The sequence below is a fragment of the Paraburkholderia yinzeri genome (assembly GCF_046581065.1).
GTDB lineage: Bacteria > Pseudomonadota > Gammaproteobacteria > Burkholderiales > Burkholderiaceae > Paraburkholderia.
In genome coordinates this window covers 660,923-684,139 of the sequence record NZ_JBFOCJ010000001.1, presented here as the reverse complement: position 1 = coordinate 684,139, position 23,217 = coordinate 660,923, and the positions used below count along the sequence as shown (strand labels likewise).

At 66.3% G+C, this 23,217-nt stretch carries 16 protein-coding genes and 1 tRNA gene; 13 read left to right on the top strand and 4 right to left on the bottom strand.

Annotation, left to right across the window (positions count from 1 at the left end):
- Positions 1–11: 11 nt before the first annotated feature.
- On the top strand, positions 12–1,868 hold the full coding sequence (locus tag WJ542_RS03295; protein ID WP_411187805.1) for a phosphoenolpyruvate carboxykinase (GTP): 1,857 nt from the start codon (positions 12–14) through the stop codon (positions 1,866–1,868).
- Positions 1,869–2,177: 309 nt separating this feature from the next.
- Positions 2,178–3,275, top strand: coding sequence for a LysR family transcriptional regulator (locus tag WJ542_RS03290; RefSeq protein ID WP_411187803.1), 1,098 nt, complete (start codon positions 2,178–2,180; stop codon positions 3,273–3,275).
- 117 nt (positions 3,276–3,392) lie between these two features.
- Here WJ542_RS03290 and WJ542_RS03285 read toward each other — a convergent pair whose 3' ends face one another.
- The 3 genes from WJ542_RS03285 to dprA form a co-directional block, all read right to left on the bottom strand.
- A complete protein-coding gene (locus WJ542_RS03285; protein WP_411187801.1) occupies positions 3,393–6,026 on the bottom strand; it encodes a DNA topoisomerase III in 2,634 nt (877 codons plus the stop codon).
- Between the two features lie 240 nt (positions 6,027–6,266).
- Complete coding sequence (locus tag WJ542_RS03280) at positions 6,267–6,644, bottom strand: thioredoxin family protein (protein WP_411187799.1); 378 nt, start codon at positions 6,642–6,644, stop codon at positions 6,267–6,269.
- A 65-nt stretch (positions 6,645–6,709) separates the two neighbouring features.
- Positions 6,710–7,942 (bottom strand): DNA-processing protein DprA, encoded by a 1,233-nt coding sequence (dprA, locus tag WJ542_RS03275; protein ID WP_411187797.1) that lies wholly within the window; start codon positions 7,940–7,942, stop codon positions 6,710–6,712.
- 255 nt (positions 7,943–8,197) lie between these two features.
- On the opposite strand from dprA, the gene def reads away from it, so the two are divergent.
- The 11 genes from def to WJ542_RS03220 all read left to right on the top strand — a co-directional run bounded on the left by def (position 8,198) and on the right by WJ542_RS03220 (position 18,089).
- Positions 8,198–8,701, top strand: coding sequence for a peptide deformylase (gene def / locus WJ542_RS03270; RefSeq protein WP_411187795.1), 504 nt, complete (start codon positions 8,198–8,200; stop codon positions 8,699–8,701).
- Between the two features lie 75 nt (positions 8,702–8,776).
- Complete coding sequence (gene fmt, locus WJ542_RS03265; RefSeq protein ID WP_411187793.1) at positions 8,777–9,775, top strand: methionyl-tRNA formyltransferase; 999 nt, start codon at positions 8,777–8,779, stop codon at positions 9,773–9,775.
- Between the two features lie 102 nt (positions 9,776–9,877).
- Positions 9,878–10,531: a LysE family translocator gene (locus tag WJ542_RS03260; protein WP_411187791.1), complete on the top strand. Its 654-nt coding sequence runs from the start codon at positions 9,878–9,880 to the stop codon at positions 10,529–10,531.
- A 114-nt stretch (positions 10,532–10,645) separates the two neighbouring features.
- Complete coding sequence (gene htpX / locus WJ542_RS03255; RefSeq protein WP_411187789.1) at positions 10,646–11,503, top strand: zinc metalloprotease HtpX; 858 nt, start codon at positions 10,646–10,648, stop codon at positions 11,501–11,503.
- 165 nt (positions 11,504–11,668) lie between these two features.
- The gene (gene rsmB / locus WJ542_RS03250; RefSeq protein ID WP_411187787.1) at positions 11,669–13,177 is read left to right on the top strand and encodes a 16S rRNA (cytosine(967)-C(5))-methyltransferase RsmB; all 1,509 of its coding nucleotides are present in this window, start codon (positions 11,669–11,671) and stop codon (positions 13,175–13,177) included.
- A complete protein-coding gene (locus tag WJ542_RS03245; protein ID WP_411187785.1) occupies positions 13,174–13,764 on the top strand; it encodes a DUF4390 domain-containing protein in 591 nt (196 codons plus the stop codon). Before rsmB ends, WJ542_RS03245 begins: the two co-directional genes overlap by 4 nt.
- Positions 13,754–16,162: a sensor histidine kinase gene (locus tag WJ542_RS03240; protein WP_411187783.1), complete on the top strand. Its 2,409-nt coding sequence runs from the start codon at positions 13,754–13,756 to the stop codon at positions 16,160–16,162. The genes WJ542_RS03245 and WJ542_RS03240 overlap by 11 nt, the downstream gene beginning before the upstream one ends.
- Positions 16,163–16,846, top strand: a complete 684-nt coding sequence (gene esaR / locus WJ542_RS03235; protein WP_027793215.1) for a response regulator transcription factor EsaR — start codon at positions 16,163–16,165, stop codon at positions 16,844–16,846.
- Positions 16,847–16,894: 48 nt separating this feature from the next.
- Positions 16,895–16,970, top strand: a tRNA-Phe gene (locus WJ542_RS03230).
- A 281-nt stretch (positions 16,971–17,251) separates the two neighbouring features.
- On the top strand, positions 17,252–17,830 hold the full coding sequence (locus tag WJ542_RS03225) for a hypothetical protein (RefSeq protein ID WP_411187781.1): 579 nt from the start codon (positions 17,252–17,254) through the stop codon (positions 17,828–17,830).
- A gap of 22 nt (positions 17,831–17,852) precedes the next feature.
- Positions 17,853–18,089, top strand: a complete 237-nt coding sequence (locus WJ542_RS03220; RefSeq protein ID WP_060091675.1) for a hypothetical protein — start codon at positions 17,853–17,855, stop codon at positions 18,087–18,089.
- A 31-nt stretch (positions 18,090–18,120) separates the two neighbouring features.
- On the opposite strand, the gene mobF is transcribed toward WJ542_RS03220, so the two are convergent.
- A complete protein-coding gene (gene mobF / locus WJ542_RS03215) occupies positions 18,121–23,112 on the bottom strand; it encodes a MobF family relaxase (RefSeq protein WP_411187779.1) in 4,992 nt (1,663 codons plus the stop codon).
- Positions 23,113–23,217 lie beyond the last annotated feature (105 nt).

Below are 23,217 nucleotides of genomic sequence, written 5' to 3'. Positions count from 1 at the left end.
GAGAACGCTCGATGAATCATCCCGACTTCCAGGCCCAGGCCGCAGCGCAGGTGCCTGCCTGGGTGCGCCACCGAAAATTGGTCGAATGGGTGCAGAAGGTCGCCGCGCATACGCAGCCGGACCGCATCGTCTGGTGCGACGGTTCGCAGGAGGAATACGACCGCCTGTGCCAGCAGATGGTCGAAGCCGGCACCCTGCGCAAGCTCAATCCCGCGAAGCGGCCGAATTCGTATCTCGCATGCTCCGATCCTTCGGACGTTGCGCGCGTGGAGGACCGCACTTTCATCTGCGCGCAGCGCAAGGAGGACGCCGGACCGACCAACAACTGGATCGCGCCTGCCGAAATGCGCGCGACACTCGATGGCCTGTTCGCAGGCTCGATGCGCGGCCGCACGATGTATGTGGTGCCGTTCTCGATGGGGCCGCTAGGCTCGCCCATCGCGCATATCGGCGTGGAGCTGTCCGACAGCCCCTACGTGGTCGTCAACATGCAGATCATGACGCGCATGGGCCGGGCGGTCTACGACGTGCTCGGCGAGGACGGCGCGTTCGTGCCGTGCGTGCACTCGGTGGGCGCGCCGCTCGCCGCAGGCCAAAAGGACGTGCCGTGGCCCTGCAACGACACGAAGTACATCGTCCATTTCCCCGAAACGCGCGAGATCTGGAGCTATGGCTCCGGCTATGGCGGCAATGCGCTGCTCGGCAAGAAGTGCTTCGCGCTACGCATCGCTTCGACGATGGGTCGGGCCGAAGGCTGGCTTGCCGAGCACATGCTGATACTGGGCGTGCGTTCGCCCGAGGGCCGCAAATATCACGTTGCGGCAGCGTTTCCGTCGGCGTGCGGGAAGACCAACTTCGCGATGCTGATCCCGCCGCCCGCCATGAACGGCTGGGAAATCTCGACGATCGGCGACGACATTGCCTGGATCAAGCCGGGCGCCGACGGCCGTCTCTACGCGATCAACCCGGAAGCGGGCTATTTCGGCGTGGCGCCGGGCACGAGCGAGAAGACCAACTACAACGCCATGGCGACGCTCAAGGAGAACGTGATCTTCACGAACGTCGCGCTGACCGACGACGGCGACGTCTGGTGGGAGGGCATGACCGACACCCCGCCCGCGCATCTGATCGACTGGCAGGGCAAGGACTGGACGCCCGAGATCGCGAAGGAGACCGGCCGCAAGGCGGCGCATCCGAACGCGCGTTTCACGGCGCCGGCCTCGCAGTGTCCGTCGATCGACGCGCAATGGGAGGATCCGAAGGGCGTGGCGATCGACGCGTTCCTGTTCGGCGGACGCCGCTCGACCACGGTGCCGCTCGTGACCGAGGCGCGCGACTGGACCGAAGGCGTGTACATGGCGGCGACCATGGGTTCGGAGACCACGGCCGCCGCGGCGGGCCAGCAAGGCGTGGTGCGTCGCGATCCGTTCGCCATGCTGCCGTTCTGCGGCTACAACATGGCAGGGTATTTCGAGCACTGGCTGAACGTGGGCGCGAAGCTCACGCAACTCGGCGCGACGCTGCCGCGCATCTTCTGCGTGAACTGGTTCCGCAAGGGGCCGGATGGCAAGTTCGTGTGGCCGGGTTTCGGCGAGAACATGCGCGTGCTGGAGTGGATGGTCCGGCGCGTCGAGGGCGAAGCACAGGGCGACGCGCACGCGTTCGGCGTTTCGCCGCGTTACGACGATCTGAACTGGCACGGCCTCGATTTCTCGCCGGCCCAATTCGAGCAGGTGATCTCGGTCGATGCCGAAGCCTGGCGCGCAGAACTGGTGCTGCATGCCGAACTGTTCGAAAAACTTGCGTACGGATTGCCGCAGGCTCTACGCCAGACGTGCGAGAAGCTGGGGGAGCGTCTGGAAGCCTGAGTTGGCAGAATGTGAGTGCTTACTGACAAAAGACCGCCCTCGGGCGGTCTTTTTCATTGCTGCATCTGCGCACGGCGCGACAGGCTGGCTATTCGCTTGTCGCTACGCTTTTTTGCTGCATCGCGCAAAATTGTTTCTTGTCAGGAAACAATGAACGCCTGGTTAATTCGTTGAGTAACATAATTAAAGAAAATCTTAAGAAAACCTGAAGTCTGTAGGCAACTTCTGCAGGAAATCCCTGGTCGTAGGAGAATTCACGGTCCGCTGAGTGGTGTTCAGCGAACCGTAATACAAGGCAGGAGTTGTCTCATGGATCATTTGCAGTCGATGCGAGTATTCGTCAAGGTGGCCGACCTCGGCAGTTTTGCCCGGGCCGCCGCCGCGATGGATATCTCCAACGCGGTTGCGACGCGTCACGTTGCCGACCTCGAAGGTCGGCTCGGCACGCGTCTGCTCAATCGCACGACCCGCAGCCTCTCGCTGACCGAATCCGGTCAGGTTTATCTGGAACGCGCCCGCCAGATTCTCGACGAACTCGAAGACGTCGAGCAGATGGTGGTGGCCCGCAATCACGAGCCCGTCGGCACGTTGCGCATTGTCGCGCCCGTGGTGTTCGGGCTCCATAATCTGGCCCCGGTTCTGCAAACCTATACGCAGCGTTTTCCGCAGGTTGTGCCGGACGTGACGCTCGTCGACCGTCAGGTCGATCTTGTCGAAGAGGGTTTCGATCTCGGTGTGGTCACGGCGCGCCAGATGCGTAGCGCGAGCATCGTCACGCGGCGCCTCACGACGGGCTGCATGACGGTGTGCGCGACGCCCGCCTACCTCGAGAAACACGGCACGCCTACGCGTCCCGAGCAGATGACGGAGCATCCCTGCCTGTCGCTGCCCTCGGAGTTCTGGGGCGACGAACGTGTATTCACGGGCCCGGACGGTGAAATCCGCGTGCGTCCGACCAACGTGATCGTCGCGAACAATACGGAAATGCTGCGCCAGTTCGCGTTGCTCGGGATGGGCATTGCGATCCTGCCGAGTTACCTGATTGGCCGCGACATGGCGCGCGGGCGGCTCGTGCGTCTGCTCGGCGAATACCGGCTGCCTCAGGTGGAGATCAACATCGCATATCCTAGCCGCCGCCATCTGCCGGCCAAGGTGCGCACGTTCATCGACCACCTCGTCGAGCATTTCAGCCAGACGCCGAACGGCCAGTTCGGCGAACAGTGGGTGAAGGACGGCCTCGCCCGCCCGGCGCCTGAGCGGGAACGCCAAGGGGCGCAGCATCCGGTCGCGCAGGAAGCGTTCGACGAGGCCGAAGCCGCGGGGACGCTGCTGGACACCGAGCACGCACCGAAAGCGGCTCGTGCTTCCGCTCCGCGCACTCGAACTTCGGCGATGTCTCCGCTATAAGGCAGGTATTTCGTCTTAAAGGCGATAAAAAAGGCGTGGCCCGTTATGGGTCGCGCCTTTTGCTCTGGTGTGGCGAACCCCCGCCTGTACGGCAAGGCGTAGCGCGCTCGCTCGACTTTACGAGCCTGTCTTTCTGGCCGGGGTCTTGCGGGCGGCGGTTTTGCGCGCCGGGGTCTTGCGGGCGGCCGGCTTGGCGTTTTCCTCTGCTTCGTCGTTGGCGGCTTCCGGCGCTCCAGTGGATGCCGACGCAGCGGTCTTGCGCGCCGCGCCCTTGGCCGCCGTCTTCGCACCCGGCTCCTTCTTCTCGAATTCGAAGCCGATCTTGCCGTCGCTCTGCTTGACGAGGAACGCCTTGAAGTTACGTCCCGTGCGCGACGACTTGAAGTTCGTCAGCAGGTCCGTGCGGCCTTCCTCGAGCAGCTTCGCCATCTGCTCGCGCGCGATCTCCTGCTGGAGGATCACCTTGCCCGAACGGAAGTCGCAGGTCTTCGGGTTGGCCACCGAATGCTCGCAGACGTAGCTCATGCCGTGCTCGAATACGCGGCCGCCGCATTTCGGGCAGGCCCCCACAGCTTCCTGAGCCGAGAAGTCCGGCGCCTCGCCGTCTTCGCCGCCCTGATCCTGGCCGAAGTCGAATTCGAGCTTGTAGTTCTTCGTTTCGTCGTCGAACGAGAGCTTGAGGATGGCCGAGAACGGACGACCCATCTTGCTGCGGAAGCCCGACAGCGGTCCGATCGTCTTGTTCTGCAACAGCTCTTCGACCTCGGGAATCTCGAACTGACGGCCGCCCGGGATTTTGGAAATCGAAAACTCGCACTTCGTGCACGCGAAGCGGCGGTAGTTCTCCTTCACCTGCCCGCCGCAGTTGGGACACGGCGTTTCCAGTGTCGCGTAGTCGCCCGGAATGGTGTCGGAGTCGTACTCTTTCGCGCGCTTCACGATGGTCTGCGTCATGCGGGCGATTTCCTGCATGAACGCGTCGCGTGGGAGCTTGCCGCGCTCCATCTGCGAAAGCTTGTACTCCCACTCGCCGGTGAGTTCCGGTGCGGTGAGTTCTTCCACGCCGAGGCCGCGCAGCAGCGTCATCAACTGGAACGCCTTGGCGGTCGGGATCAGGTCGCGGCCTTCGCGCACGAGGTATTTTTCGCCGAGCAGACCTTCGATGATCGCCGCGCGTGTGGCCGGCGTGCCGAGGCCTTTCGCGGCCATCGCCTCGCGCAGCTCTTCGTCGTCGACGAGCTTGCCGGCGCCTTCCATCGCCGAGAGCAGCGTGGCTTCGTTGTAGCGCGCGGGCGGTTTGGTGACGAGCTGGTGCGCCGCGATCTTGTCGGTCTTGACCTTCTCGTTCTTCTGCACGGGTACGAGGTTGGCGTCGTCGCCTCCCGCGTCGCGGCCGTACACCTGCAGCCAGCCCGGCTCGACCAGGACCTTGCCCTCGGTCTTGAAGTGATGGCCCGCGACTTCGGTAATGCGCGTCGTGACGCGGTATTCGGCCGCCGGGAAGAACACGGCGAGGAAGCGCTTCACGACGAGGTCATAGAGCTTCTGCTCCGGCTCGGAGAGCGACTTCGGCGCCTGCAGCGTCGGGATGATGGCGAAGTGATCGCTGATCTTCGAGTTGTCGAAGATGCGCTTGTTCGGCTTCACCCAGCCCTTGTCGAGCACCTGCTTCGCGTGCGGCAGGTAGTTGTTGCTCTCCTTGAGCATCTCGAGCGTGTGCTTGACCGTGTCCATATAGTCTTCGGGCAGCGCGCGCGCGTCGGTACGCGGGTAGGTGAGCACCTTGTGCTTTTCGTACAGCGCCTGGGCAAGGCCGAGCGTGTTCTTGGCCGAAAAGCCGAAGCGGCCGTTGGCTTCGCGCTGCAGGCTCGTCAGGTCGAAGAGCGCGGGCGAGAGCTGCGTGGACGGCTTCGATTCTTCGGTAACGGTGCCTTCGCGGCCGTGGCAGGCGGCGACGATGGTTTCGGCGGCCGGCAGGCTCCAGAGGCGCGAGTCGCGCTTTTCCGGATCGAACTCGTCGCGCTTGAACTTGGGGTCATACCAGCGGCCTTCGTAGAAGCCGCCCGCGCAGACGAATTCGGCGCGCACTTCCCAGTAGTCGCGCGGCACGAAACGGCGGATTTTCTCTTCACGTTCGACGACGATCGACAACGTTGGCGTCTGAACGCGGCCGACGGTGGTCAGGAAGAAACCGCCGCCCTTGCTGTTGAACGCGGTCATGGCGCGCGTGCCGTTGATGCCCACGAGCCAGTCGGCTTCCGAGCGGCAGCGTGCGGCGTCGGCGAGCGGCAGCATGTCGTCGTCGCTGCGCAGATGCGTGAAACCGTCGCGGATCGCGGCGGGCGTCATCGACTGAAGCCACAGGCGCTGGACCGGCTGCTTCGCCTTCGCGTGCTGCGCGATCAGGCGAAAGATCAGCTCGCCCTCGCGCCCCGCGTCGCATGCATTGATGAGGCGTTCGACATCCTTGCGCTTCATCAATTTCGTAAGCACCTTGAGCCGCGATTCGCTCTTGGCGATCGGGTTCAGGTCGAAATGGGGCGGGATAACGGGCAGATGCGCGAAACTCCATTTGCCTCGCTTGACTTCGTATTCCTCGGGCGCGGCGATTTCCAGCAGATGGCCGACCGCCGACGAAAGGACGTAGTCGTCGCTTTCGTAGTACTCGTCATGCTTGGTAAACCCGCCCAGCGCGCGCGCGATGTCGTTCGCGACGGACGGCTTCTCGGCGATGATCAGAGCTTTGGACATGACTGGTGTAAGTGGGTAATCCGGGTTGGCGGCTGTTCTCGACCGCTTTATAGCACAAGGCGCGCCGGCGGCGATTTTCGTCTCTGCTGCTAATCTGGCCCCCGCGGCGCGCGGCGCCCAATCATAAGGGTGTCGCAAGCCGGGCTGCAAGCATGGGTCCTGCTGGGGTTGGATGATCGGCTCAGGGCCGCTGTTTATGTTGTATTACAGGAACACGCGCAGCCGCAGGCGTTCCTGCGACTACGCCTCGGCAAGCGCTGGGCGAAGCTTGGGCGCGTCCTTCACGCCCGGCAGCGCAGTCAGGTCGGCCAGCATACGTTCGACCACGGCGCCGTGCGGCAGTACCGTGCCAAAAAAGCGGGTGGCGGTCCCGTCTTCGATCAGGATGGTCGGGAAATTTTCCACGTCGAGATCGTCGAAACGGTCGGCATGGGTCTCGATGTCGATCCAGGCGAAGCACATAGTCGGGTGCGCGTCGGCGATGCGGTCGAAGGTGGCCCGATAGTCGCGGCACGTGCCGCACCATTGCGCGCACAGGCATGCCACGAACAGCGTGTCATGGTCGGCTACGCGACCGGCAATCCGGTCGCCGTCGGTGTCGAGGTCTAGCGCGGGCATGGTCGTTCCTTGCTTACTCTTATATATAGAGGCGTTGCATTTGGCGCGAATGTAACACGCCGGCGCTAGCGAGGTGTCGCCCTCACGAACCGCCCGCCGGGCAAGGCGCTGAGGTAGCCGGCCAGCTCCAGGTGCAGCAGGATGGCTTGCAGCGCCGCTTCGGCCATGTCGGTGCGCTGCGCGAGGATTTCAAGCGTGGCCGGCGCGTGACCCAGGGCGTCGAGCAGCCGCTGGGCTTCGGGGCCGAGGCTGGCGGGCCGTTTGGTTTCCCGTGGCATCGCCGGGGCTTGGGCGTCCCCGTCGGGCACGGTGGCGCTTGCCGGTAAAGCCAGTTGGCAGGGCGTGCCTCGGCTGTTGCGGGCAGCGTGTTTCGGGCGTGCGTTGGGTCGAACTGCCGAATGCAATGCGCCGAGCGATTCGAGCACTTCCTCCGGTGTCTCGACGAGCTGCGCGCCCTGCTTGATTAATCGATGGCAGCCGCGAGTGAGCGGCGCGTGTATCGATCCCGGCAGCGCGAATACGTCGCGCCCCATTTCGTTGGCGAGCCGCGCGGTGATGAGCGAGCCCGAGCGCATGGCGGCTTCCACGACCAGAACGCCCTCGACGAGCGCTGCGATCACGCGGTTACGCTGCGGGAAGTTTGCGGAACGCGCGGGCGTGCCGAGCGGCCATTCGGAGACGACCGCGCCGCGCTCGGCGATTCGCGCGGCGAGCGCGCGGTGCGCGACCGGATATACGAGATCGATTCCGGTGCCGACGACCGCCACGGTTGCGCCGGATTCGTCGAGCGCGCCACGATGCGCGGCACCGTCTACGCCGAGTGCGAGCCCGGATACGACGACGAGGCCCGAGGCGGCGAATGCGCGTCCGAAGCGCGCGGCGTCTTCGAGCGCCGGTGGCGTGGCGCTGCGGCTGCCGACCACGGCAATACTGCGTTCGTGCAGCAGCGAGATGCGGCCTTGCACGTAGAGGAGCGGTGGCGGATCGGACGTGCTGAAGAGCCGCGGCGGGTAGGCCGGATCGGCAAGTGTGAGCAGCGTGTTGCCGGGCGTTGCGCACCATGTTTCCAGCGTGTCGAGTTGCGCCGCAAAATCTGCCGCTGGGGGGCCCAGCGCTGCGCGTGCTGCTTCGGTGCCGGCTGTGGAGGCGAGGGCGGCGAATGGCTGCGCCAGCACGTTTTGAGGCAACCCGAAGGCGCCGAGCAGCGCGCGTAGCGCTGCCGGTTTCAGGCCGCGTGCCGTGGCAAGGCGCAGCCAGGCGGCACGTTCGTCCGCGGCGAGCGGCAAGGTGGCGAGCATGGCAGGAACTCCCACGCCGGGCGCATTGCAACCCGTCGTGATAAAATTTTCACCATCCGAAATACAATGCGGCGCTTCCCCGAGGCGTTGCGTAGACATTGGCAGTTGGCACAGGCCTGCGGGGCGGGCGGCGCGTTGAATCCGGCCGTATCGTCCGACTATCCTCGCTATCCTGCGACGGTCCGACAAGCTGGCCGAATGGCTAGTCTGCGCGACGCCCATCGCTACCGGCGCCCCGAGAAACTCCGTTAAATCATGGCTCTACTGAACATCCTTCATTACCCGGACAAGCGTCTGCACAAAATTGCGAAGCCGGTCGAGGTCTTCGACGACCGCATCCGCAAGCTCGTGGCCGACATGGCCGAGACGATGTACGCCGCACCCGGCGTCGGCCTTGCGGCGACCCAGGTGGACGTGCACGAGCGCGTCGTGGTGATCGACGTCTCCGATACGCACGAAGAGTTGCGCGTGTTCATCAACCCGGAGATCGTCTGGTCGAGCGACGAGCGCAAGCTCAACGAAGAGGGCTGCCTCTCGGTGCCGGGCATCTACGACAACGTCGAGCGCGCGGAAAAAGTGCGCGTGCGTGCGCAGAACGAGAAGGGCGAGACCTACGAAGTCGACTGCGAAGGCCTGCTCGCCGTGTGCATCCAGCACGAGATGGATCACCTGACGGGGCGCGTCTTCGTCGAATACCTCTCGTCGCTCAAGCAGACGCGCATCAAGAACAAGATGAAGAAGCTCGAACGCGCGATGTGACGCGCTTGGGCCCATTTTTACGCCCGCTTTGCGCCGCTGCGCCGTTTCCTTGATCGACTGGTTTTCCGAGCGCTCATGAGCCACTCCCTTCGCGTCATCTTTGCCGGCACGCCGGAATTCGCCGCCGCGGCGCTCGCGGCGATCCATGAATCGGGCTTCCCGGTCCCGCTCGTGCTGACCCAGCCCGACCGCCCGGCAGGGCGCGGGATGAAGCTGCAGGCGAGCCCGGTCAAGCGTTACGCGCAGGAGCACGGCTTGGCCATCGCGCAGCCCACGTCGCTGCGCCGCGCGGGCAAGTATCCCGAGGAAGCGGCCGCCGCGCTGGACCTGCTGCGCGCGACGCCGCACGACGTCATGGTCGTGGCCGCCTACGGCCTGATCCTGCCGCAGGAAGTCCTCGATATCCCGCCGCACGGCTGCATCAACATCCATGGATCGCTCTTGCCGCGCTGGCGCGGCGCTGCGCCGATCCACCGCGCGATCGAGGCGGGCGACGCCGAGACCGGCATTACGCTGATGCAGATGGACGCGGGCCTCGACACCGGTCCGATGATCGTGGAGGCACGCATGCCGATCGCGCCCGGCGATACGACGGCCACGCTGCACGACCGCCTCGCGCAGCGGGGTGCGCAGATGATCGTCGAAGCGCTGGCCGGACTGGAGCGCAACGGCGCTTTGCCCGCGACGCCGCAGCCGGCCGAGGGCGCGACCTATGCCGAAAAAATCGGCAAGCAGGAGGCGCAGCTAGACTGGCGCCGCCCGGCGCTCGTGCTGGCACGCCAGATTCGCGCATTCGATCCGTTTCCGGGCGGCGCTGCGACGCTGGACGGCGCGCAGCTCAAGCTATGGGCTGCCGAGCCGGCCGACGGCGCGCCTCTCCCCGCGGGCGCCGTGCCGGGCCAGATTCTGGACGTTACGCCCGCCGGTGTCGTAGTCGCATGCGGCGAGGGCGCGCTGCGCGTAACGCAACTGCAGAAGCCCGGCGGCAAACGTCTGCCGGCGCGCGAGTTCCTGGCGGGCCTGCCGCTCGTCGCGGGCCAGCGCTTCGAACTCCCGGAATCATCGGCAGTCTGAGCGACGGCACCGATACCCGCCAGTCGTCCGTTCGGCAGATCCCGAGTGCACTGCGAGGCGCGTTAGAATCGACTCGCCTGATTCGTATTTCCTAAGGACGTCATGCTCGGCATTACCCATTTTGGTTTTTTCTGCGTCGCGGTCTTTCTGTTGAACGTGACGCCGGGCCCGGATACCGCTTACATCGTTGGTCGTAGCGTCGCGCAAGGGCGCAGCGCCGGTCTTATCTCCGCGCTCGGCATCTCGGCTGGATGCTGTGTGCATGCGCTCGCCTGCGCATTTGGTCTCACTGCGCTGCTGGCGGCGTCCGCCACGGCGTTTACCGTCGTCAAGTTCGTCGGCGCGATCTACCTCGTCTATCTGGGTACGCGGCTGATCTTCGCGAAGACGGAGCGCACCCCGACCGAGGCCGCGGAGGCCGAGCTGTCCAGCACCGCCCCGGCGCCGCGTCCGCTGCGCCAGCTTTTTCTGCAAGGTTTCTGGACCAACGTGCTCAACCCCAAGGTCGTGCTGTTCTTCGTCTCGTTCTTTCCGCAGTTCGTGAGCACGGAGAGCGCCCACAAGGCGCTCGCGTTCCTCGCGCTGGGCGTCGTGTTCGTGTTGATGAGCACGGTCTGGAACAGCTTCGTCGCCTGGATCTCCGGCAGCGTCACGCGGCGTTTCTCGGGCAAGCCCGGCGTCAAGAAGTGGCTCGACCGCACGGTCGGCACGGCGTTCGTCGGTCTGGGCGTGAAGCTTGCCACCGCCACGCGCTGAAGTTGAATTTTTCGCGCTCGCCCATATCTAACAAATCGCTTACATTGCGCTCGCCGCTTTTTCTTGGCGGGTGCCTGACGATTTGAATCCCATCTGGGTGAAGGAGCACATCACATGTTCAACTGGGTCAAAACCGCGATGTTGATGGCCGCGATTACGGCCCTCTTTATCGCGATCGGCGGCATGATCGGGGGCCAGCGCGGCATGATGCTGGCGCTCGTGATCGCGCTTGCCATGAACTTCTTCTCGTACTGGTTCTCGGACAAGATGGTCCTGCGCATGTACAACGCGCAGGAAGTGGATGAGACCACGGCGCCGCAGTTTTACCGCATGGTCCGCGAGCTGGCCACGCGCGCCAATCTGCCGATGCCGCGCGTGTACCTCATCAACGAAGACGCACCCAACGCGTTCGCTACGGGCCGCAATCCCGAGCACGCGGCCGTTGCGGCCACCACCGGCATCCTGCGGGTCCTCTCCGAGCGCGAGATGCGGGGTGTCATGGCGCACGAACTCGCGCACGTGAAGCACCGCGACATCCTCATTTCGACGATCTCCGCCACGATGGCTGGCGCGATTTCGGCGCTCGCGAACTTTGCAATGTTCTTCGGCGGCCGCGATGAGAACGGCCGTCCGGCCAACCCGATCGCCAGTATCGCCGTTGCGCTGCTCGCCCCGATTGCCGGCGCGCTGATCCAGATGGCGATTTCGCGGGCACGCGAATTCGAAGCGGACCGGGGCGGCGCGCAGATTTCGGGCGATCCGCAGGCTCTTGCGTCGGCGCTCGACAAGATCCATCGCTACGCGCAGGGCGTTCCGTTCCCTGCGGCCGAAGCGCATCCCGCCACCGCGCAGATGATGATCATGAACCCGCTCTCCGGCGGCGGCATCCAGAATCTGTTCTCGACTCACCCGGCCACGGAAGAGCGCATTGCGCGTCTCATGGAAATGGCGCGCACGGGGCGCTTCGACTAAGCCCACGTCATTCGCCATCGCGACGAAAGGGCAGGCCGCGTGCCTGCTTTTTTGTTTGCGCGAGGATTGCATGGCGTTCCGGTGCATTGCAGGCGTTGCGCCTACGCCACGCTACAATGCAACGTTTGCGCCGCGATGCTCGCGCGGCCGGCTTCCGGTTTTTCCATGACATCCAGCTCCTCCCGGCGGTCTTCAGGCCCGTCACGCGGCCATCGTGCTACCCAGTCCGCGCCCAGGCCTGCCACGGCCGTACGTCTGACCCCCGATTCGCTCGGCTTCGCGCTCGACCAGGCCGCGCAGGCGGTTGGCGCCGTGCGCGCCGGCGCGGCGCTGCCCGCCGCACTAGCGAGCGCTTTCGCCGCGCTGCCCGCCGATTTCGCGCCGCTCGCGCGCGGGGCCGTTCAGGACATCGCCTACCGGACAATGCGCCGTCTCGGTCTGGTCGACTGGCTGATCCGTCAGCGTGTGAGCAAGGCGCCGCCTCCGCCGGTCGTGAACCTGCTGGCGTGCGCGTTCGCGCTGCTCGTCGACGACGAGGCGAATGCCGCTTATACCCCATTTACCGTCGTCGATCAGGCAGTGCGAGCAGTGAGCGCGCGCCGCGACATGGCCTTCGCGAAGGGGCTCGTGAACGCGGTGCTACGCGGCTTCCTGCGCGAGCGCGAAGCTTTGCTGGCTTCCGCCCGGAGCGACGAGGCGGCGAGCTGGAACTACCCGCGCTGGTGGATCGATGCCACGCGCGCTGCCTGGCCCGACGCATGGCAGGCGATACTCGCCGCCGGCAATACGCAGGGCCCGCTCACGCTGCGCGCGAATGCGCGCCGCACGAGCGCGGCCGACTACGTGAAGCGTCTGGAGGCGGAGCACATCGAGGCAGCGCAGATTGGCGAGCACGCGGTGCGCCTGGCGGCGCCGCTGCCTGTCGATCGCATTCCGGGCTTCTTCGCCGGCGACGTTTCCGTGCAGGACGCCGGCGCGCAGATCGCGGCGCCGTTGCTGGACGTGCGCGACGGCATGCGTGTGCTCGACGCCTGCGCCGCGCCCGGCGGCAAGAGCGGCCACCTGCTCGAGCTTGCCGACATCGACCTGGTTGCGCTCGAAAGCGATGCCACGCGTGCTATGCGTATCGGCGAAAACTTCGCGCGCCTTGGCTTCGCCCAACCCGATCCTGAGCATCCCGCGCGGCGCGCGCAGGTGGTGGTCGGCGACGCGGGCGACCCCGCCGCCTGGTACGATGGCCAGCCGTTCGACCGCATCCTCGCCGACGTGCCGTGCTCGGCCTCGGGCATCGTGCGCCGCCATCCCGACATTCGCTGGCTGCGCCGCCAGGGCGATATCGCGGCGCTGGCGCAGACTCAGCGCCGCATCGTCGATGCGCTATGGGCACTCCTGAAGCCGGGCGGGGAATTGCTCTACGTGACCTGCTCGATCTTTCCCGAGGAAGGCGAGGCGCAGGCGCGCTGGTTTGAAAGCACCCATGCGGATGCTGTACGATTGGACGCGCCGGGGCAATTGCTGCCTGCGGCCGATGGCGTGCGGCCCGGGGGGAGCAGGAGCGGCGCAGCCAGCGAGGCGCGGCCATTTGCGGCCGGCAACGAGGCGCAAGCTCGCACCGTTGCCGTTCGCACCGCCGATCACGACGGATTTTTCTACGCGCGCTTTCAGAAACGGTGATCATCAAACGCTTCTTCCCGCTGCGGCTCGCGGCCCTGATCTGGATCGCGCTGGTCGCCGGCTTCATCGCCGCGACGCCGGCGCGCGCCGATTCGATTTCGGTGCAGCGCGCGTCGCTGGAGGCCGACGGCAACGGCTGGAGCCTCGACGCCCGCTTCGACTTCGACCTCAACAGCAGCCTGGAAGACGCGGTCAACAAGGGCATCCCGCTCTACTTCACCACCGACTTCGAACTCACGCGAGCGCGCTGGTACTGGTTCGACGAGCAGCCCGTCAGCGTGTCGCAAAGCATCCGTCTGTCATTCCAGCCGCTCACGCGCGAATATCGCGTTTCGAGCGGCGGCCTGCAGCTCGGCTTCTCGACGCTGGGCGAAGCGCTCGCCGTCATCAAGCACGTGACCTCCTGGCACGTGATCGACCGCACCGACGTGCATCCCGGCGAAACCTATACCGCTTCGGTGCGCATGCAACTGGATGTCGCGCTCATGCCCAAGCCGTTCCAGATCGACGCGGTCAACAACCGCGACTGGAATCTCGCCTCCGACTGGAAGCGCTTCAACTTCACGGTGACCGAACGTGCTAAATAAAGTGCGCCGCGCCACCAGCGTCAGCAGCATCGTCGTCAGGCTGCTCGTGTCCACCGTCGCCTTCACCGCGACGCTGCTGCTCGTGCTGCTCGCCGCGGCGAGCGCGAACACCGAGTTCTTCGACCGCTACTACGGCTGGCTCTATGCGGCCAACATCGTCGTCGCGCTGATCTTCCTTTCGGTGGTGACGGCGCTCGTGATCGTGATCGTCGTGCGCTTGAGGCGGGGGAAGTTCGGCACGCGGCTATTGGCCAAGCTCGCGTTCTTCTTCGCGCTCGTGGGCGTGGTGCCGGGCGGCATCATCTACATCGTTTCGTATCAGTTCGTTTCGCGCTCGATCGAGTCGTGGTTCGACGTGAACATCGAGACCGCGCTCACGTCCGGCCTGAATCTCGGCCGCGGCATGCTCGATGCCTCGCTCTCGGACCTGCAGACCAAGGCGCGCCTGATGGCCGAGCAGATTTCGAGCGCCGACTCGGCCGGCACGACGCTCACGCTCCTGCGCACGCGCGACCAGTTCGGCGTGCAGGACGCGATGATCGTCGCGCCCGTGCGCAGCATGTCGGGCGCAACGCCGGAGATGCACGTGGTGGCCCAGGCGTCGAGCAATTTTTCGTCGCTGATGCCCGCCGACATGCCGACCCAGCTCATGATCGACCAGGCGCGCGGGCACGGCTATGCGGCGATAGAAGGCGAGGTCGACGGCGATCCCCGCGAACTCGGGCCCAAGGGCGCGCTGCGGCTACGCGTCGTCACGCGCATTCCCGATGCGAACACCACCGACCTGCAGCCGACGGAGCGCTTCCTGCAACTGGAGCAGCCGGTGCCTGCCGGGCTCGCGCGCAATGCCGATGCGGTGCAGCGCGCGTATCGCGAGTACCAGGAGAAGTCGCTCGGCCGCACGGGCCTGCGCAAGATGTACATCGGCACGCTCACGCTCGCGCTTTTCCTCGCGACCTTCGTGGCGATGATGCTGGCGCTCGCGCTCGGCAACCAGCTCGCGCGGCCGCTCTTCCTGCTTGCGCAGGGCACGAAGGAAGTGACCGAAGGCGACTACACGCCCAAGCGCGAAATCAAGTCGCGCGACGAACTCGGCTTCCTCACGCAGTCTTTCAATGCGATGACACGCCAGCTTGCCGATGCGCGCCTCGCCGTCGAGAAGAACCGTGTCGCGCTCGAGCATTCGAAGGCATACCTCGAGAGCATTCTCACGAATCTCACGGCGGGCGTGTTCGTGTTCGACCGCCAGTTCCGTCTCACCACGGCGAACCCCGGCGCGGAGCGCATCTTCCGTCAGCAGTTCGAAGCGCAGCTCGGCGTGGCGCTCGATCACATCGCGGTGCTCGCGGAGTTCGGCGCGATGGTGCGCAAGGCCTTTGCGGACCAGGAGGCGGCGAGCAGCGACAGCGACAAGCGGCGTGGCCACTGGCAGCAGCAATTCTCGGTGCCCATTCCCGGCGAAGCCGATCCGCTCACGCTGCTCGTGCGCGGCGCGCGCCTCGTTTCCGACACGGGCCGCGACGCCGGCGACATGCAAACCTCGGGCTACGTCGTGGTGTTCGACGACATCTCCGACGTGATTTCGGCGCAGCGTTCGGTAGCATGGGGCGAAGTGGCGCGGCGTCTCGCGCACGAGATCAAGAACCCGCTCACGCCGATCCAGCTTTCGGCGGAGCGCCTGCAGATGAAGCTCACCGACAAGCTCGCGCCCGCCGACGCCGAAGTGCTCAAGCGCGGCGCAACGACGATCGTGAACCAGGTCGCGGCGATGAAGCAGATGGTGGACAACTTCCGCGACTACGCGCGCACGCCGCCGGCGGTGCTCGCGAACCTGCAGCTGAACGAGCTCGTGAGCGAAGTGCTGACGCTCTACGGCGCGGAAGAGGGCAAGAGCGCGATCAAGGTGGAACTCTCGACGTTGCCGGTGATACGCGGCGACGCGACGCAATTGCGCCAGGTCATCCACAACCTGCTGCAGAACGCGCAGGATGCGGTGGCCGACACACCGAACCCACATGTCGTGCTCGAAACGCGCGCCGTAGAATACGGTGACCCGGACGCGACCGGCCGCACGCACGTGGCGGTGCGCCTCACGATATCGGACAACGGACCGGGCTTTCCGGCGCGTATCCTGACGCGTGCGTTCGAACCCTACGTTACGACCAAAGCCAAAGGAACAGGACTCGGGCTTGCGATGGTCAAGAAGATCGTCGACGAGCACGGTGCGCGTATCGACATCCGTAACCGCATGAAGGCGGGCGACGTGATCGAAGGCGCGCAGATCTCGATTCTTTTTCTCCAGTTGGCCGATGATGCCGCGACGCCCCCCCCGGGCGAGCGCGGCGCGCATGCGGGGGAGCGGGGAACACAAGCAACAGTGCAGACAAGGGCAGCGTAAATGGCAACCATCCTGGTGGTAGACGATGAAATGGGTATCCGGGAACTGCTCTCGGAGATCCTGAGCGACGAAGGGCACGTCGTGGAGCTTGCGGAGGACGCGCAGGAGGCGCGCGACTTCCGCTTGCGCCAGGTGCCCGACCTGGTGCTGCTCGATATCTGGATGCCGGATACCGATGGTGTCACGCTGCTCAAGGAATGGGCGGCGCAGGGGCAACTGACCATGCCGGTCATCATGATGTCGGGGCACGCGACGATCGACACCGCCGTCGAGGCGACGAAGATCGGCGCACTGAACTTCCTCGAAAAGCCGATCGCACTGCAGAAGCTGCTGAAGGCTGTCGAGCAGGGGCTCGCGCGCGGCACGGCGACACCGGTTGCGCGCGAAGCGGCCGGCCCGGCAGCGGCCGGTCCCGCGGCTGTCGCTTCCGCGGCGGCGTTGCCGGTGATCGCGGCCGACGGCGCGGCGAGCGTCGCGCCGCCGGCGCAGACGGCCTCGATCTCGTTCGACATCCCGTTGCGCGATGCGCGCGATGCTTTCGAGCGCGCCTACTTCGAGTACCACCTCGCGCGCGAGAACGGGAGCATGACGCGCGTGGCGGAGAAAACAGGGCTCGAACGCACGCACCTGTACCGCAAGCTCAAGCAGCTCGGCGTAGACCTCGGCAAGAGCAAGGGCGAATAAGGGGCTTGCGCGGTTCGCTATGCCCCGCTATACTCTCTCTTCTTCGTTGGCCCGGTAGCTCAGTTGGTAGAGCAGCGGATTGAAAATCCGCGTGTCGATGGTTCGATTCCGTCCCAGGCCACCATCAGTTTCAGTGAAAAAGCCCGCGCAAGCGGGCTTTTTCATTTCCGCCAAAGCCTTGCCCAGCAAGGCTTTGCGCCCGACGGCCTCGCCGAACCTCCCGCCTTTTTCAACGCTTCCGCCGTGGCTCCCGGCTTGGCTCCCTGCCAGCAGTTTTTGGTTTTGGCTCCCTCTTGGCTCCCTGCTGAACCCGGCTTTTCCCCGTCGTTCCCCGTCCTGGCTCCTTTGGCTCCCGGGTGCGGTACCATTTCGGGCACGCAACAACAGGACGCACTGGACACGACCGTGGCAAAAAAGAACGACGAACTCACTAGGGTGGACTTGCTTTTGATCGCGAGCCTTGAGGACCGTAAAACGGTGTCGGACGAGATGTGGATCACGCCGCAGCAGGTCGCGATGCTGACGAGCCGGTCGTACGAGCAGGTCGAGGACGACCGCAAGGCTGGGACCGGCCCGAAGTGGCAGAAGCCGTACGGTGAGCGCGGTGCGGTGCGTTACCGCATGGGGGCGGTGCGCGACTTCATGTTCGGTCAACGGGAGTTTTCCACCCTGCTGGAACAACAGGCCGTGCTCGGCTCGCTGTCGTTCGGCGAGTTCCTGGATACCGCCGGCCTCGACGACACGTGGCCGTTCTTGATCCACCAGGGCGTGCCCGTGGACTTTTTCAAGTCGCTGACGCTGGGCGAGGCGCTGTCGGACGACGACCGCGCCGTGGTGCTGTCGCTCGACGAGTACCTGACGCAACGCAAGGCGGCGGCGGTCGAGCGCAAGGTGGGCGAGGGCCGTACGGCCTTGGGCGCGGCGGCCGATGAGGCCACCGCCGAACCGTTGCCGGCGCACCAGCGTAAGCGCAGCACGCCTTGACCATACAAAAAACGGGGAAACCATGAGCAACGCATTGAACGACGCCACCGTGCTGGCTGAACTGCTGAAGAGCGGGGCCGACGACCTGATGTTGACCACCGACCAGGCGGCGAAACTGCTGGGCCGCTCGGTCGCTGAACTGTCCGCCGATCGCAAGGAAGTCCGCGGCCCGGCATGGGTGCAGCCGTTCGGCCCGGACGGCGTGGTGCATTACAGACTCGGCGATCTGCGGGCGTTTCTGAACGCTCCGGCGGCGTAAGAGAAACGGGGCCTCACGGCCCCGTTGTCGTTTACAGGTTGATGCCGCCGCCCCGCTGCGGCACCAGGGCCTTGGCCCAAGCCCGTTCCTGCGCCTTTTTCTTCTCCTCGGCCTGTTGTTGCTTCGCCTTGGCCTCGGCCTGCTGCTTGGCCTGCTCGGCGGCCTTGCGCTGCGCGTCCGCCCGGGCGGCCTCGGCCGCCTGCTGGCGTGCCCGCTCCTGCTCCTGCCGCTTTTCCATCGCCGTGCGGATCGCGTCGCGGCCGGCCGTTGCCCGCTCGGCGGTCTTGGCCGCGTTCTGCACCGCGCGCTCGGCCTCGCGGGCGCTCGTCTCGACGTGCCCGGCCAGGCGCTCGGCCGCCTTCGGCGTCGTGAACACGGCGGTCTGCCCGGCCGACTCCAGGGCTGCGGTGACGCGGGCCGGTGCGTCGCGCTCGCCGACCAGTGCGAACACGTCGGGGCTCGGGTTCTTCGCCGCGTCCTTCTGCGTCGTGGCGTACCCGTGGCGGAACCGTTTCAGGTGGTCCTCGTCGAGCGTCACCGTGTGCTTGCGGTCGCGCTCGTTGCTGCTCTCGACCGTGGCCGTCGCGCGCAGCACGCCGTCGGCGCCACGGCCCACGGTGTTCAGGCGCAACGTGGCGTTCATGGGCTCCTCCAGTTTCACCGGCAACGCGAGCGACAGGTTCTTGTCGGTGCGCAGCACCATGCGGTCGCCCGCGGCCACCGGCATCTCGACGCTGGTGGTGCCGGCCCGCACGCGCACGGCGTGGTCCTCGCCGTGCAACTGGCCGGCCTCGCGCTTCGCGGCGCGGATGGCGTCGGTGAGCCGCGCCACGTCGTGCGGCGTACCGCCCACGGCGCGGCGCTCGCGCTCGGGCGTGTCGCTCTTGACCCACGCCTGGGCCAGTTCCTTGGCCGCGGCCTCGGGCTTCTCGGCGATCGACACCGTGGCGGTGGCGTTGATCGAGCGCACGGCCTCGCCGGTCCGCTCGACCAGGTGCTCGCGCTGCGCCTGGTGTTCGGTGTGCGCGTGCGCCGTGGCCTTGAAGGCGCGGCCGGTGCCGTGCACGTGCAGCGACTCCGCGCTGGCCTGCACGTCGCGCAGCGCCTGCGGGTCGATCCGGTCCGCCTCGCTCGCCATGACCTGCACGAACGGCGCGGGCACGTCCGCGGCCTTGGCGTCGCGGGCGGCCTTCCAGACCGGTACGGCGTGCGCGTGCTCGATCTGGTCGCCGTTCGTCAACGTGAAGTCCTGCCCGTTCCACCGCGCCGTAGCCTTCGGGTTGGCCGGGTCGGTGCCGTCCACGGCGGTGATGGTCAGGCGTGCGCCCGCGTCGTCGATGCCGTGGTACAGCGCGGCGCCCCGGCTGCCGAACGTCACCACGTCGCCCACGGCCAGTTTCAACTCGGCCTGCCCGGTCGGCTTCTCGGCCGCGTCGCGCTGCCGCTGCACCTCGGCCGTGTGGGCCTCGCGCTGGGCCTGTTCGTGGGCCACGAAGTCGTGCGGCGCGGCTTCCCAGCCGTTGCGCAACACGGTTTTCGTTTCGCCGGTCTTGCGGTCGGTGATTTCGACCGGCTGCTCGCCGGTGCGCCGCAGTTCGATGGTGTCGCCCGGCTGGACGCCGCCGCGCTCGATGGCCGGCGCGACATCGACGCCGAACACCTTGTGCTCGTGGCCGTCACGGCTGCGGATCACCGCGTAGGGCGATTTGCTCGTCGGGTCGTTGGGATCGACCAGGCCCGTGCCGGTTTCGACGAGCGTGCCCCGGTAGCACCGATCGCCATCGTCGTTCTGCGCCACGCGCGCATCGGCCTCGGGCCGGAACGCGGTCGGGTTGAAGTCGGCACCGCGCGCCACGGTGAGCGTCACGTCGTCGCCGGTGATCGAACCGTCGGCGCGCATGTGCGCCCGGATCGCCTCGTTGAGCGCGGGCACGTCGCGGGGATTCACCGCCGCGGTGACGGGCGGGGCGTCCGGCGTCTGGCGCACGCGGGCCGCGTGCTCGGCGGCCATCGTGTCCACCACGTCCGCGCGTCGATCGTGCGCGGTCGTGGCCGCGTCCAGGCCCATGCCTTTCAGTTGTTCGCGGGCGGTGTCGGCCAGCGCCTGGCGCTCGGCGGCGGACTTCGCCGCGGCGCGCTCGAACATGGCCTGCTCGTGCTCGGTACGCATGTGCGCGGGCAGGTCGTCGGTGGCGTTGCCCTTGACGGTCAACGCTTCCAGGGCTTCAGGGAAGTGCCGGAAATCGTCGTCGGTCCCGTAAAACCTCACCATGTCCTTCTCGCGCGTGAACTGCACGAGGATCGCGTCGTTCTCGTCGGTCGTGCTCGTCATCACGAACACGTCCTCCTCCCCCTGACCTTGGCCGCCGTGGTTCGTGATCGCGCTGGCGTGGTCGAACGCGTTCAGGTCGGCGGTGCTCCACGACACGCGCCGGCCGTCCTGCTGCCGGCCCTTGGCGTCCTTCTGCACGTCGTCCAGAATCGTCGCGTGGATGCGGTTCTGGCCGTCGCCCAGGTCTTCGATGCGGTCGATGATGGCGTTCGTACCGTTCACCACGCCCAGGCCGGCGGTGCGCACCTTGCGCTCGGCCTCGGGCAAGCGGGCTTGCAACTCGGCGAGCGTGATGGCCTGGCCGGTCATGCGGTCGATCACCTCGTGGCCTTGCTTCGCCCGGATGATGTTGCCGCGCAGGGCCTTGAGCGCCTTCTGCGCCTTGGCCTCGTCGTCGTGCTTGTCCAGAAACTGAATGCGATCGCCGACGGCGAACCCCTTCTGTACCGTGGCGCCGGTCTCGCTGGCTTTCGGGACGATGTGCATGGGCACGTCCGGGCCGGTGAGCAGGCCCTTCTCGCGCTTCACCGCCCGGATGGCGTCGTTCAGGCCGCGCACGTCTTCGTTGCGCGTGGCGATCACCATGCGGTTGCGCTCGGGCACGGCGCTCTCGCCCCAGTCGCGGGCGATGCGCTCGTAGATGGCCTGGCGGTCCTCGCCCTTGTCCTTCATCGCCTCCGGCACCTCGACCTCGACGATGTGGCCGTGGTCTTGCATCCGGCTGAACAGTTCGCGGCCGTTGTCGGCGGCGTACAGCATCGCCACGGTCTGGCGGTGCTCGGCGCTGCGCTGCCGGCGCACGTCGGTCATCTCGCTGCAGCCCACCACGTCGATCGAGGCGCGGAACGAGTCGCCCGCCGTGGGCGATTTCAACTGGCGCCCGTCGCCGGCCGCGACGATCTTCCCGCCGGCCTCGGCGACGTAGCGTTCGAGTTTCGCGCGATCGGACACACCGACCATACCGGCCTCGTCCAGGACGATCAGCGTTTGGCTAGTCAGCTTCAGCGATCCGGCGTCCAGGCGTGCGAGCATCGGCGCCAGGGCTTGCGCTTCCAGGCCCTCGACCTCGGCCGCCAGTTTGTTGGTGGCCTTCCATCCGCCGGACACGCCCAGCACGTCGTAACCGGCTGCGCGGTACGCATCGACGAACACCTGCGCGGTGAACGTCTTGCCGGTGCCGGCCCGGCCCACCAGGTTGGCGACGCCGCCCGTCTGCATCGCCGCGTAGTCGATGTTGCGCCGCTGCTCGTCCGTCAGTTTCATCGGCGGGGCGCTGCGCGCGTCGGCCACCTTGGCCTCGGCCTTCGCGACCTTGGCCGCGGCTTTGGCCTGCTGGTCGGGGCTGGCCTTGGCCGCGGCCTTGGCGGCGTCGAGGTCGTCGAGCGCCTTCTGCAACCGCTCCTCCGTCTTGCGCTTCTCGAACGCGTCCACGGCCTTCTGCACCAGTTCGGGCGACAGGTTGTGCGCGGTGTTCGCGCGCAGCGCCTGGTCGCTCGCCACCAGGCTGCGCTCCGTCTCGATGGCCCACCGGCTCGTGTACATCACCTGGCCGCGGCTGTTCTCGGGCTTCTGCACGAAGTCGTTGCGCTGCATGAAATCATCGACCATGCGATCGAGTTTTTGCAGGTCGTGGCCGAACGCCGGGCCGGCCTCGGCCGCGATCAGGGCCACCACGTCGCGCCGCGTGACGTTCGCCTCGGTCTTGTGCAGTTTTTCGAGCAAGACCTTGTCGTCGCGCATCGCCAGGTCGTGCTGCGGGCGCTGCTTCAGCTGCTCGTTGCTCGGCAGGGCGCCGCTCTCGACGAACGGGGCGAACGATTGCGACCACATCGGGTCGAGTTCGGCGAACGCGGGCTCGTCCTTGCTCTTGCGCGTCGCGAGGGTTGCCTGGTTGTACGACACGTTGTGCTCTTCGGCGTACTTCACCAGTTCCAGGCGGCGGCTCGACTCGGCCAGCACCACCTCGCGGCTGATGCCGTCGATGTCGTACCGGACGTGCCCGGTCTCGCGGCCGGTGTGCTGGTGCAGTTCGACCTCCCGGTTCACCGCGTAGCCCATCTCGGTCAGGGAATGGGCCAGCGCGCCTTTGTGGATCTGGTCCATGACGTACACGTGCTGCTGCAGGTCGCGGGTGTTCAGCGATCGGGTCTTGCCGTCCGCGCCACGCACCACGTTGAACAACAGCACGTGCTCGTGAACCTGCGGGTCGAGGTTGCGGTTCGTGAAGTGCGTGAACCCGGCGGCGAACAGTTCGGAGCACCCAATGCGCTCGGTGCCACCGGCGCCCGCGCGCACGTCCAGGTTCTCCTTCAAATATTGCAGCGACAGGTCCACCGCGGCACGGTGCGCGCCCAGCAGGCGCTCACGCTCCTCGGGGTTGGCCCGTGCCCACGCGACGGAAAATGTTTTGAACGGGCTGAACGTCAGGTCGTAGCCCATGTTGTGCTCGGCGCCCGCGTTCGCCACCAGCGGCTCACCGTTCGGGCCACGGCCGGCGGCCATGAGGTCGAGCGCCTTGTGATCGACCACGCCGGACAGGCCCAGCGCCTCCGGGCCGTCACCGATCCAGCGCGTGGGGTTTTGCATTTTGCCGTCTGAACCTTGGTAATACTCGGTGTTTTTCAGGTACTGGAGGATGTTGGCGCCTTTCTTGCCGTAGCCCTTCGAGTTCAATGGGGTGGATTTGACCATGCTGGCCCTCGGTCGGTGTGGTGTGGCGTTAGCACTAACGCCTTCAAGTCAGTGTCTCGTACGGCGGGCCGCTGTCAACGGGCGCATCTCTATATAGGTACGCCC

Bases quoted from the DNA above. Each gene is read 5' to 3' on its own strand.
- WJ542_RS03280 (WP_411187799.1), bottom strand. From the start codon at position 6,644: ATGCCCGCGCTAGACCTCGACACCGACGGCGACCGGATTGCCGGTCGC.
- fmt (WP_411187793.1), top strand. From the start codon at position 8,777: ATGAGCCACTCCCTTCGCGTCATCTTTGCCGGCACGCCGGAATTCGCC.
- rsmB (WP_411187787.1), top strand. From the start codon at position 11,669: ATGACATCCAGCTCCTCCCGGCGGTCTTCAGGCCCGTCACGCGGCCAT.
- WJ542_RS03220 (WP_060091675.1), top strand. From the start codon at position 17,853: ATGAGCAACGCATTGAACGACGCCACCGTGCTGGCTGAACTGCTGAAG.
- WJ542_RS03285 (WP_411187801.1), bottom strand. From the start codon at position 6,026: ATGTCCAAAGCTCTGATCATCGCCGAGAAGCCGTCCGTCGCGAACGAC.
- esaR (WP_027793215.1), top strand. From the start codon at position 16,163: ATGGCAACCATCCTGGTGGTAGACGATGAAATGGGTATCCGGGAACTG.
- WJ542_RS03290 (WP_411187803.1), top strand. From the start codon at position 2,178: ATGGATCATTTGCAGTCGATGCGAGTATTCGTCAAGGTGGCCGACCTC.
- def (WP_411187795.1), top strand. From the start codon at position 8,198: ATGGCTCTACTGAACATCCTTCATTACCCGGACAAGCGTCTGCACAAA.
- htpX (WP_411187789.1), top strand. From the start codon at position 10,646: ATGTTCAACTGGGTCAAAACCGCGATGTTGATGGCCGCGATTACGGCC.
- WJ542_RS03295 (WP_411187805.1), top strand. From the start codon at position 12: ATGAATCATCCCGACTTCCAGGCCCAGGCCGCAGCGCAGGTGCCTGCC.
- mobF (WP_411187779.1), bottom strand. From the start codon at position 23,112: ATGGTCAAATCCACCCCATTGAACTCGAAGGGCTACGGCAAGAAAGGC.
- WJ542_RS03260 (WP_411187791.1), top strand. From the start codon at position 9,878: ATGCTCGGCATTACCCATTTTGGTTTTTTCTGCGTCGCGGTCTTTCTG.
- dprA (WP_411187797.1), bottom strand. From the start codon at position 7,942: ATGCTCGCCACCTTGCCGCTCGCCGCGGACGAACGTGCCGCCTGGCTG.